Here is an 11,746-nt window from a genome sequence, read left to right on the forward strand (position 1 = left end):
GCCGTCCCGGGGCTGGCACTCAGCGGGCAGCTCGACGCCTCGCACCTGGCCTACACCTTCGTCTCCGGCGTCGCGGGCGGCCTCGACGTCCCCGCCTCGGCGAGGGTGAGCTACGTCCCGATGCGGGCGGTCGCCGAAATCGGCGACACACCCCCCATCCACGCCCCGCACGTCGACACCGACCCGCCGAACCCACCCGGAGGACAGCCCCCACCCGTACCGCACGACAACTCCCTGCAGGCCGCGGGACACGACACCACTGCCCTGGCAGACCACCCCCGACCCGAACACCTCGCCGCCGACGACACCCCGGCCGATAGCCAACCGTCCGAACCGGGTACCTATCTGCCCCAGCCGTACCCGGGCGGGGTGATCGTGGGTGAGGTCACCCGGCGCCATGACACGCCGCTGTACAGCACGGCCGGGCACAGAGCCGAACAAGGCGGAACCCTCGCACGACCCCCGCAGAACCTCCCGGCCGAGCGAACCCCGATCGGCGAAGCCGCCCCCGCCACTCCGCGGGCCGAGGCCGCGAATCCGGGCAGTCTCCCGCGCACCTCACTGCTCCCAGCCACCGTCCCAGCGGTCATCAGCGCGCCCTCCGACGGCGCCGGCAGCGTTGAACAGGACAACCATCATGGTCAGGAGAGCGGAGCTCCCAGAACCGCCGAACCGGCATCGACAGGCCAGGACGGGCCGGAGCGGCCCCTCGCGGACGACTCCGCTCTCCCCGCCTCCCACCCGCCACGCGAGCACGGCACACCGCCGGCGACCGATCCGCAGACATCGACGCTCTCGGAGATGCCCCACGACCGGACGGGGCCGGCCCCGGACCCCGGGGCGGGCCCGCTCGCGGCTCGCCTTGTGACGAGTCACGGAGACCGGCCCGGCGAGACAGTGCTCGCGGACCCCTCGCTGATCGCCGAGGCGGCGGCGTCCATCCGCCAGCACTCCTCTGAGCAAGGGGAACGCCCTGTGGAGGGGGCCACATCGGATGCCACGGCCGATGTCCCGCGTACGGGCCTCCAGGGCGAGGCGAGCGTGCCCCCCGCCCGGTCCAGCGCACTGCCAGAGAACCCTCGCCGGATCGAGCCGGCGACGACGCGGGTGGCGGACCTGCTCAGCCGGGACGGCGAATACGACCCGATCAGCGGTCCCGCCTGGGAGGCCTCCTATTCCACGGCGGTGGACAGGCTGACGGACACGATGCGTTCCTCGACGAAGGACATGCTCGGCGTGGGGCGCAGGAAAAATCTGCAGACGGCGATCGGCGACCCCGGGAGCGATCTCATCCTGAGCGAGGTCCGCGTCATGGGAAGGACCCTCAGGACCTGGCAAGCGGTCGAACGGAGCTCCGTCTCGTCTTTCGTGGAAAGCTCTCGCACGTACGCGGACGAGCAACGCCGGATAATCCGCCAGATACCGTTCGACTCGCCCGAAGCGCACCATACAGCGAGACGGCTGGCCGTCGAGGAGCTCCTGAGAACATGGGGATACGGCGCCAGTGAGATGCTGCCGGATCGGCTGGCCATGCACATGGCGGCGCTCGATGAGTTCGGGCTGACCGGGGTCCTCGACCTGGCGACCTACGGTGATGGCGGCCGCAACAGGACGGCCAGGATGGTTCATGCCCGTAGTGGCGACATGCTGCGTGACTTCCTCCGGCAGCAGTACGAGGAGACGCAGCGCGAACTGGAACGCCGTGGGATCGAAGAGCTGGTGCTCTACCGAGGGATGACGTTCAATCCGCTGCATCCGGTGACGAGCTTGGCGGACGCCGCGAACGGCGATGTCGTGCAAGCTCCGCCGGCACTGCCGTTGCAGGCCTGGAGCACCATGCCCGGGGTCGCCAAGCGGTACACCGGTCTGGGAGACGGGGCGGTCATGGCGGGGGTCTTCCCCGCCTCCCGGGTGTTGTCCACCCCGTGGACCGGGATGGGTCAGCTACCCCTCAACGAGTTCGTCCTGCTCGCCACGCCCGGCGAGGTCACCGTGCTGCGGCCACCGCAACCCGCCGGGACCGGCCCCGAAGCGAATCCCGACCTTCCAGCCGGTTGGCAGGTCTCGAAGCCCGGCGACGGATGGACCCAGTGCGAGCAGGGGCACAGGCACTGGGGAACCGGAGGCGGGGCAGGTCTGCTGCCCTTCCACCGCGGTCCTGGCGGTGAGGTTCGCGTCCTCATGCAACTCCGCTCCATGGAGACGCATCACGGAGGGACGTGGGGACTGCATGGTGGCGCCCGCCACCCTGGCGAGAACCCGATCGATGCCGCCCTCCGTGAAGCCGGCGAGGAGAACAGGCTGGACCCGCGCGAGGTGAACGTGCGGGGAGTCCACCACGACGACCACGGTGGCTGGGCGTTCGACACCGTCATCGGTGAGATGCCGTCCCTGGCTGACGTGTGGCCCGCATCCCGCGAGTCCCTCGACAACGCATGGGTGCCGCTGGAGGAGGTGTCGCGCCTCAAACTGCACCCCGACCTCGCTCGAGCATGGCCCGACGTACGCGCGGAACTCGAACGCATCCTGGCGGACCCCGGCGCCGGTTCCCGCCAAACGCGACCCCTTGACCCGACGCCCCCGGCAGCCGGAGCGCATCAGGTGCCCGGCCCCCCGATTGTCGACGGGTTCTCTCCGATAGCGGATCCGCGGCCACGGAACTTCGCCGAGGCCGCGGCGATCGTCCACCGCTGGCCGCCCGGCAACGGCCGTCCGCACCGGGACGGCACGCCGAACCGGATCGAACGGCTGCTCAGCAGCCCCCCGGAGAGCACGGACCCGTCGCCCCCGGCCGTGCCGGATGAGGAACTCCTGGCAGAAGGCCGGCGCCTGGCAGAACAGCTGCCCGTCAACGACGAGAGCGACACGACAGCGAGAGCGCTGGCATCGATGAGCCGATCCGCCGGCGGGCCGAACCCGCGAAGGGCCATCCACGAACTGGCGGCCGAACTCGGCTTGAGCCCCGATCTCGACGCCTTGGTCGAGGTCTTCAACGACGCCCAGCGGCATGGGATGTCCCCGGACAGCGCGACCGACCGTACGGACCTGACCGGCATTCTCAGGAGGAGCATGGCGGCGGACCATTACCGCTGGACGGGGTACCGGCACCAATCCCTGTTCTCTCTCCGCGACGCGACCGCCACGCAGGCACGCACGGTCGGGCTCATGATCGGGATGATGGGCGACCCCGTCACTCAAGGCAGAGCCCGGAACTTCATCAGACCCGCGCTCGACCGGTACGGCATTCGCGACGTCCGGCAATTGCTCCCGGTCGTCCGGGCGGCCCACAACAACGGCTACTTCCCGGCCGGGACGATCGGAGACACGGGATTCCTCGCGGGCATGGACCGGTTCTGGCAGGAAGACCCGTACCTGTGGAACGGCGTGGTGCTGGCCGAAAGGCATTCCTTGCCCGAGCTCCGTGACCCGACGGCACGTTTGACCGCGCGCCTGGAGGAGATCGTCACGATTTCTGGCATTGATACCGTCCCTCCGCTGGAGCGCCTGGCACACGACGTCGGGCAAGGACGCTCCATCGAGCACCTTGTGCGCCTGGCCGAGGACGCGCAGGCGCATGGTGCCGACCTGGCGCGGGCGGCCGACCACCAGGACCTCACCGGCCGCATCACCGCCTACCGGGCGCGAGACCCGTACCTTTGGGGCGGACTGCGGATCGCGGCCGAGAACGGCATCACACATCCGAGCCAGGACGAGGCGCGAGCGCTTTCCCGCCTCGCTGAGATCACCGGCTCCGAGCCGTCGTCCCGGCTGTGGGTGTTCGACCCGCTGCGCCGGCTGGCGGGGGAGGCGGGTCTCGACCATTCCGTCGAACGGCTGGCGCGGAGCGCGGTCGAGGCCCAGCGCAACGGCTTCGACCTCTTCGGGCCGGTCGATCGGCGGCAGGTGCTCGACGCCCTGACCCCGCACGTCGGCCGGCTGCCGGACCCGCAGAACGTCCCGCCGGGGCTGCACGATCTCTCCGCCTCGATCGTCCGAGACGCCCGGCAGGCCGCGATCCACGAACACACGAAGGCGCTGCAGGCGTATCGCCGGGCGCACCCTGGCCTGAGCCGCGCCCTGTCACGGTTGGCCGGCTCCGACCCCCTGGCCGTGGCGGAGCAGGAACGAGTCGCCTCGCTGGAAGCGAGGGTCAAGGCGTGGCAGCGCTGGCCGGATCGTCCCGAGGCGTCTTTCACGAGGGATTTCGCGGCGTTCCGGAGCGCTTACGATCAGGCGGTGGAACGCGCCGCCAGGGGAGAGGCGGTGATTCCCTACATGCTCGAGAACGCCACCGCATCCCTGGCGGCCCGTGACGGCGGGCGCGGGTTCGGGCTGGAGCTCGAGTTCGACCTTCCCCAGCACATCGCCCGCCAAGCCCGGGAGGCCATCGCCCGCGCCCTGCACAAGGCAGGTCTGACCGGCGACGCCCAGGTGCACGGCTACCACACCGCTCAGGGCCAGAGCTACCGTTCAGGAAAGAACGGCGGGCGCGGTCTGTGGAAGCTGGAACTGGACGGCACGGTCGCGGGCGAACTCGTATCGCCCATCCTGTACGACGAGCCGGCGACGTGGGAGAACCTCCGCATCGCCTGCGAGATCATCCGATCGCACGGCGGTACGGCCAGCTCCTCGACAGGCGGGCACGTCCATGTGAGCACGCACGACTACGACCACATCGTGGAGAACTACGCCAGCGTGCTCAATTACGTAGGCCATCACACCGACACGTTGTTCAGACTCGGGCACAATCCAGAGCGGGAGAGCCACCGCGGCCTCAAGCATTGCCACCCCAACCCGCTACCCGCCGCGGGGTACGAATCGGTGGCTCCGTTGCGGCATCTCAACAGCGGCCACAACTTCGCGGTGAACATGCAGGGCATGAAGGAGTCCTCGAAGGACCACATCGAGTTCCGGCTGTGGGACGGCTCGCTCGACCCCGCCGTGATCCAGTCCCAGGCGAAGGTTTCGCTCGCGCTGGTCGAGGCGGCGTTCCGCAACGCGACGCTGGGCGATCTTCCCAACCGGAGCGAGCGTGACCCGCTGGGCGCCCACGCCGAACTCCTCGAGCTGTATCCCGGGCCGGACCTCACCGAGTGGGGAAGCCTGTCCTTCCGATCTCTGATGGACGAGCTGTTCTGGCGGGCCGCCGACAAGGAGCAGCTCACCGCCCTGTACGCCGCCACCCGCTGGGTGCGCCCGGGATGACGGCGCAGAACGACCTCACCATGAAATGGGATGCCATCCAGTGGCCGTGATCATCCGCAACACCTCAGCGACGGAACCACCCCCGGCCCCACCCGTCAAAGGCGACGGCCGCCCGTACCGCTACGAGATGATCCATGCGGGCGGGACCTACCGTGGCTACGCCGACGATCCCGTCGAGCTGATCGGGATGCTCGTCCCCGGCTACGTCCGGCTCGCCACCGACGACGAGCGGGCGACGGCGCGTGTCCGCCTCGCCATGGACATGCAGGTCAGACTGCAAGCTCAGCTCGCGGCCGGACAACTCGACGCATGCGGTGAGGCGGAGCGCGCCGTGATCCTCGGCGGACGACACGAGCCACCGGCGCCCTCTCGATGGGAGGCGCCCGTTCCCCTGGTCCTGGTCTCGACCTTCTACGAGCCCGCCGGGGCGGTGCCGAGGCCGTCGGGGCCCGCGGAACTACAGGTCTGGCTCGACCCGGCCGACGACTGGACCTTGCTGACCAGCCTGCACGCGGCCGGCGCGATCACTGTGAGCGCGCGGGGCGAAGCCTGATCTGCTGGTCGAGTACGGGCTGATCGCTGGGCTCTCTCCTTGATCTCAGAGGCAGGTGGAGCTATGTAGGCTGGCTTGCGGATGCCGACGTTGAGGAGCCGTAAATGAAACTCGGTCTGCACATTCCCGATTTCACCTGGCCGGACGGGGCCGGCAGGCTCGGGCCCAACCTGGCCGACGTGGCCAGGAACGCCGATGAGGCGGGCTTCGACCGGATCAGTGTCATGGACCACGTCTGGCAGATCGGTATGGTCGGCCCGGCCGAGCACGAGATGCTGGAGGCCTACACCACGCTCGGTTTCCTGGCCGCGCACACCACCAGGGCCAAGCTGCTGACCCTCGTCACCGGCGTCGTCTACCGCGATCCCGGGCTGCTGGCCAAGATGGTGACCACGCTCGACGTGCTGTCCGGCGGCCGCGCCATGCTCGGCATCGGGGCGGCCTGGAACGAGGAGGAGGCCCGCGGCCTGGGGCTCTTCTTCCCGCCCCTGGCCGAGCGGTTCGAGCGGCTGGAGGAGACGCTGCAGATCTGCCTGCAGATGTGGGCCGAGACCGAGCAGCCGTACAACGGAGAGCATTACCACCTCGGGCGCACGCTCAACTCGCCGCAGCCGATCTCCCGCCCGCATCCGCCGATCCTCATCGGCGGGTCCGGCGAGAAGAAGACGCTGCGCCTGGTGGCGAAGTACGCCCAGGCGTGCAACCTGTTCCCAGGCCCTGATCTGTCCCGCAAGCTCGAGGTGTTGCGCGGGCACTGCGAGCGCGAGGGCACCGACTATGACGCGATCGAGAAGACCGTGCTGTTCAACTTCGACGTCGGCGAGAAGGGCGAGAACGTCCCGCAGATCGTCGACTCCCTGGGATCCCTGGCCGAGCAGGGCTTCAGCGTCGCGCACGGGCAGGTCGCCGGGGTCTCCGGGATCACACCGCTGGAGATCATCGGCAGCGAGGTGGTCCCCGCGATCGCGAACCTCTAGCCTCAGGCTTTCACGGGGGATTCGACGTCATCTGAGCAGTGACACCCCCGCCAGCGAGATCACTCCGATGAGCCCGGTGGCGATGCCCCCGAGCAGCATGACCCGCCCGCCCTTGAGCAGCTTGCGCAGGTCGATCCCGGTGCCGAGAGCGAACAGGGCGGCGGCCATCAGTACGTTCGTGACCGCCGGCACGTTCTCGGTCACGACCGGCGGGAGCAACCCCGTGCTCCGCACCGCCACCATCGCCAGGAACCCGGCCACGAACAACGGCACGATCGGAGGCCTCGTCCTGGTGGCCGGCGCGCCGGCAGGGGGTGATGCGCGGCGGCGCAGGGACGTGGTGACGGCGACGATGGGGGCGAGCAGCACGACCCGGCCGAGCTTCACCGTCACCGCCGTCCCGAGGACGCCCGAGGCGGCCCCGATCGCCGCCACCTGGGCGACCTCGTGCACGGCCGCTCCCACCCACACCCCGAGCTGATCGTGCGACAGGCCCAGCCAGGACGCCAGCAGCGGCACCACCACGATGGCCGCGCTGCCGTAGAGAACCACCACGGCTAGCGCGCCCGCGGCGTCGTCGTCCGAGCTGTCGGCGCTGTCGTGCATGGCCGCGATCGCCGACGCCCCGCAGATCGACACGCCCGTGGCGACCAGCAGCGACGTCCCGGACGGAAGGCCGAGGCGGCGGCCGGCCAGCGGGGTGAGGACGAACGTGAGCCCCGTGGCGGTGGCGGAGACCGCGAGCGACTGCCATCCGAGCGCGAGGATCTGCGGCATCGCGATCTGCAGCCCGAGCAGTACGATCGCCGCGCGCAGCACCCGCCTGGAGACGAACAGGAGCCCGGGACGCAGTGGCGCGTGGATCGCCCCGGCGCGGGCCAGCGCCGACCCCAAGGCCACCGCGGCAGTGGCGGGGCTGAGCCCCGGCACGAACCGGTTGACCACCAGAGAGACCGCCACCGCCAGCGCGCACGCCGCGATGCCCGGCAGACGGGATGTCTTGGAGGGGGCGAGAACCATGATCCCAGTCTTCGGGGCCTTCGAGAGGGCCGGTAGCCGCGCGTTGCCTGGGAGGTCATAGCCTACGGCTATGACTCCGTTGCCCGATCTCGACTCGCTCAAGCTCCTGGTGGACGTGGGCGAGCTGGGCAGCCTCGGCCAGGCGGCCAAGCTGGCGGGCATCGCGCAGCCGTCGGCAAGCAAGCGCATCGCCCAGCTGGAACGGCGTCTCGGCCTGCCGTTGCTGGAGCGGACGCCGCGCGGCTCCACGCTCACCGCCGAGGGCAAGATGGTCGCGGGCTGGGCCGCGCAGGTGCTCGCGGCCGCCCAGCAGCTCATGCGGGCCGCCGAAGCCGTCCGGCACAGCGAGGCGGCGCACCTGCGGGTGGCCTCCAGCATGACGGTGGCCGAGTACCTGGTGCCGCGCTGGCTCGGGGAGTTCCAGAGCCGCGAGCCCGGGGTCCAGGTCGGCCTGGACGTGCTGAACTCCGCCGATGTCGCGGCGCTGGTGCTGGCTGGGACCGGGGCCGTGGAGCTGGGGTTCGTGGAGGGACCCTACGTGCCGGACGGGCTGGCCAGCCGGGTGGTGGGCACCGACAGGCTGGTCGTCGTGGTGGCGCCGGGACACCCGTGGACCCGCCGCCGCACGGTGCTCCGGGGCGCGGAGCTGGCCGCCACGCCGTTGGTCGTCCGCGAGCGCGGCTCGGGCACCCGCGAGACCCTGGACGTCGCCTTCGCCGGGCACCACCGGGCCAGCCCGCGCCTCGAGCTCGGGTCGAACTCGGCCGTCAAGGGCGCCGCCCAGGCGGGCGCGGCCCCGGCGGTTCTCAGCGGGTACGCGGTGGAAGCCGAACTGGCCACCGGCCGCCTCGTCGAGGTGCCGCTGGCGGGCCTCAACCTGGTCAGGAACCTGCGCGCGGTCTGGCGCCGAGGCCGCCCCCTCGCAGGCCCCGCCGCGACCCTCCTGGCCATCGCCAGCCGCCCCTGACCCGCGCCGACCGTCTCCTTCGAAGTCCGCTGTGTGCCCGCGACCTCCGTCTTCGTGGTCGCCTCGCCCTCGCGGACGGCTGTTCGTCGCTGGTTCCGCAGTGCCGCAGGATCAGCTCGGGGTCACGCGTCCTTCGTGACGGGTGCCTGCCACAGCGCGATGATCGCATCGATGAGGCCGTTGGCGGTGTCGTGCCAGGTGGGCCGGAACGTGGGGCGGTGTTCGGCGAGGGCCCGTTCCCGCTCGACGGAGATCTGCACGATCAGGTGACGTGCCATGGCGTCGCGTTCGAGGCGGACCTCGGAGGGCAGATCGGGCACACACCGGTTCAACCTTCCTGAAACTCCCGCAGCGTTGGCGCGATGGTGAGGGCCTCCTCGATCATGATCTCGTTGAGCGAGGGGTCGGCCATGATCTGAGCGGTGAACCGGGCGTACCAGGTGGGGCTGCCCAGGGATTCCAGGTGTTCGGTGAGTGGGCGGACGAGGCAGGCGACCCAGTCCCGCAGGTCGGTTGAGTCGCCGATGCCGGCCACCATGCGTTCGCGGATGCGCTGGATCTGCTCGGTGTGTTTGTGGGCGATCCTCGGCATCGTCGCGGCGGTCCTCCTGAAGCCCGTCACCCTGCGCACCAGCCTCGACCTGTCCGATGTGGCCCGTTCAGTCGCCATCGCCACCGAAGCGGTAGACGGAGCTCCCACCCTCGACCAGACGCCCGCCGCCCCCGCAACAGACGAAGCAGGACAGCCCACATGCTGGTTGACCAGTGCCTTGACAGATAGATCGGATCCGACTTTACCCATGATTCGGATGACCGATATGGTGATCTGGGTAAGGATCTGTTTACCCTCATGAGGTTGATTCATGAACCGCAAGAAGCTCGCATCCGTTCTGCTCGGCTCCGCCGCCACGGCGTCCATGCTGCTGACCCCGTCAACGGCCGCCTCCGCACAAACGACGAGCGCGGCCACCGCATCGTCGGCCCGAGCAGCGGTCGAGCGTGACAGCGTCAGCTGCTCCAAGCCCAAGGGCAAGTGGGCCAACTACTCGTGGGGCGAGGGCAACACGAGCGTGACCATCTACTTCAACAACCACTGCAGCCACAAGGTCAGTGTCAGGATCACGTTCGTGAGGAAGGGCTCGGTCGGCGACAAGGCTTCCAAGTACCGCTGCATGACGGTCAACGCCAACACCAAGGGCAAGAAGAAGTTCTACGCCGCCGTCTACAAGCCGTATTCCGTGACCCGCGTCGCCCGCTGCAGCTGAGCCGGCCGCCCGAGATCGTCAGGGCGGCACGGCACCGCGCCCATGCCGCCCTGACGATCGCTCCTCGAGTCTGACGGCCCCGCGGCACGGGTCCACTTGCCGCGTCGGCTCCCGCGGCCTGGCAGCCGGATCCCGCTGGAGTCCTGGACTTGCGGGGCTGGTCGGTCCGTCGTGCTCGGCTGGAAGGACACGGCGGTATGAGCCGATCAAGGAGGAACGGCGCGTACCCTACAGTGTCAGCCGTCGCCGATCCAGGGAGCACTGCTTGCCTAGCAACCAGGCCGATTTACGGCACAGAACCGCGACCGCGATCTACCCCGCGGGCGTGCTGGCGACGCCGCCCCGTACCCTCATCGACGTCCTCGACGAGACCACTCGCCTGCACCCGCACGCGCTCGCGATCGACGACGGCACCGTACGCCTCGACTACCGCTCGCTGCGCGCCGAGGTGGACCGGCTCGTCGCCGAGCTCGCCGCGGCCGGGGTCGGCCACGGCGACCGGGTCGGCGTGCGCGTCGCGTCGGGAACCGCCGAGCTGTACCTGTCCATCCTCGCCGTGCTCGCCGCCGGCGCCGCGTACGTGCCCGTCGACGCCGATGACCCGGCGGAACGGGCCGCGCTGGTCTTCGCCGAGGCCGAGGTCGACGCAGTCATCTCGGGTGAGCTGACGGTGAGCGGCAGCGCCGCGAACATCCCGTCGCCGCCCGCCCTGGACGACGACGCGTGGATCATCTTCACCTCCGGCTCGACCGGCCGGCCGAAGGGGGTCGCGGTGACGCACCGGTCCGCGGCCGCGTTCGTGGACGCCGAAGCGGGACTCTTCCTGCGGGAACGGCCGCTGGGCCCCGGTGACCGGGTGCTGGCCGGATTGTCGGTGGCCTTCGACGCCTCCTGCGAGGAGATGTGGCTGGCGTGGCGGCACGGCGCCTGCCTGGTGCCCGCGCCCAGAGCCCTCGTACGCACCGGGATGGATCTGGGACCCTGGCTGGCGGAGCAGCGGATCACTGTCGTCTCGACCGTGCCGACGCTGGCCGCGCTGTGGCCCGCCGAGCACCTCGACCGGATCCGGTTGCTCATCTTCGGCGGGGAGGCCTGCCCGCCCGAGCTGGCCGAGCGGCTCGCCGTACCGGAGCGCGAGGTGTGGAACACCTACGGGCCCACCGAGGCCACGGTGGTGGCCTCGGCGGCGCGGCTCACGGGCGACGGGCCTGTACGCATCGGCCTGCCCCTCGACGGGTGGGACCTGGTCGTGGTCGACGGCGAGGGTCAGCCGGTGGCGATGGGGGAGACCGGCGAGCTGGTGATCGGCGGCGTGGGCCTGGCCCGCTATCTGGACCCGGTCAAGGACGCCGAGAAGTACGCGCCGCTGCCGTCGCTGGGCTGGGAGCGCGCCTACCGCAGCGGTGACCTGGTACGGGCCGACCCCCAGGGCCTCGTCTTCGTCGGCCGCGCCGACGACCAGGTGAAGCTGGGCGGGCGCAGGATCGAGCTCGGCGAGGTGGAGGCCGCGTTGCGGGCGCTGCCCGGGGTCACGGGCGCGGCCGCGGCCGTCCGCACCGCGGGCGGCGGCCACCAGGTACTCGTCGGCTACATCGTCACCGAGCCCGGCTTCGACCTCGGGCGGGCGCGTGAGCTGCTCGCCGATTCGCTGCCCGCGGCCCTGGTGCCGCGTCTCGCACCGATCGGCGCGCTCCCGGTCAGGACCTCGGGGAAGATCGATCGTGACGCGCTGCCCTGGCCGCTGGCCACGCCGTCCGCC

The 11,746-nt window shown here is 70.5% G+C and carries 9 protein-coding genes; 6 read left to right on the forward strand and 3 right to left on the reverse strand.

Annotation, left to right across the window (positions count from 1 at the left end; all coding sequences use genetic code 11):
• The 3 genes from AB0J09_RS39450 to AB0J09_RS39460 form a co-directional block, all read left to right on the forward strand.
• Positions 1–5,205: NUDIX domain-containing protein (locus AB0J09_RS39450; protein ID WP_360702640.1), on the forward strand; the 5,205-nt coding region annotated here is incomplete at its 5' end.
• Positions 5,206–5,245: 40 nt separating this feature from the next.
• Positions 5,246–5,758, forward strand: coding sequence for a hypothetical protein (locus tag AB0J09_RS39455; RefSeq protein ID WP_360702643.1), 513 nt, complete (start codon positions 5,246–5,248; stop codon positions 5,756–5,758).
• 104 nt (positions 5,759–5,862) lie between these two features.
• Entirely contained in the window at positions 5,863–6,735 is an 873-nt protein-coding gene (locus AB0J09_RS39460; protein WP_360702646.1) for an LLM class F420-dependent oxidoreductase, read from the forward strand.
• Between the two features lie 27 nt (positions 6,736–6,762).
• Here the strand turns inward: AB0J09_RS39460 and AB0J09_RS39465 are convergent, their stop codons facing one another.
• A complete protein-coding gene (locus tag AB0J09_RS39465) occupies positions 6,763–7,755 on the reverse strand; it encodes a putative sulfate exporter family transporter (protein WP_360702648.1) in 993 nt (330 codons plus the stop codon).
• 70 nt (positions 7,756–7,825) lie between these two features.
• Between AB0J09_RS39465 and AB0J09_RS39470 the strand changes: the two genes are divergently transcribed.
• Positions 7,826–8,722, forward strand: a complete 897-nt coding sequence (locus tag AB0J09_RS39470) for a LysR family transcriptional regulator (protein WP_360702650.1) — start codon at positions 7,826–7,828, stop codon at positions 8,720–8,722.
• A 122-nt stretch (positions 8,723–8,844) separates the two neighbouring features.
• Here AB0J09_RS39470 and AB0J09_RS39475 read toward each other — a convergent pair whose 3' ends face one another.
• Together AB0J09_RS39475 and AB0J09_RS39480 are read right to left on the reverse strand one after the other, a co-directional pair.
• Positions 8,845–9,042 (reverse strand): hypothetical protein, encoded by a 198-nt coding sequence (locus tag AB0J09_RS39475; RefSeq protein ID WP_360702653.1) that lies wholly within the window; start codon positions 9,040–9,042, stop codon positions 8,845–8,847.
• A gap of 8 nt (positions 9,043–9,050) precedes the next feature.
• Positions 9,051–9,392, reverse strand: a complete 342-nt coding sequence (locus tag AB0J09_RS39480; RefSeq protein WP_360702655.1) for a hypothetical protein — start codon at positions 9,390–9,392, stop codon at positions 9,051–9,053.
• Positions 9,393–9,585: 193 nt separating this feature from the next.
• Between AB0J09_RS39480 and AB0J09_RS39485 the strand changes: the two genes are divergently transcribed.
• Both AB0J09_RS39485 and AB0J09_RS39490 read left to right on the forward strand, forming a co-directional pair.
• On the forward strand, positions 9,586–9,987 hold the full coding sequence (locus tag AB0J09_RS39485) for a hypothetical protein (protein ID WP_360702657.1): 402 nt from the start codon (positions 9,586–9,588) through the stop codon (positions 9,985–9,987).
• 265 nt (positions 9,988–10,252) lie between these two features.
• On the forward strand, positions 10,253–11,746 hold a 1,494-nt coding region (locus tag AB0J09_RS39490), incomplete at its 3' end, for an amino acid adenylation domain-containing protein (RefSeq protein ID WP_360702659.1).

This window comes from Nonomuraea sp. NPDC049784 (assembly GCF_040659615.1).
Lineage (GTDB): Bacteria > Actinomycetota > Actinomycetes > Streptosporangiales > Streptosporangiaceae > Nonomuraea.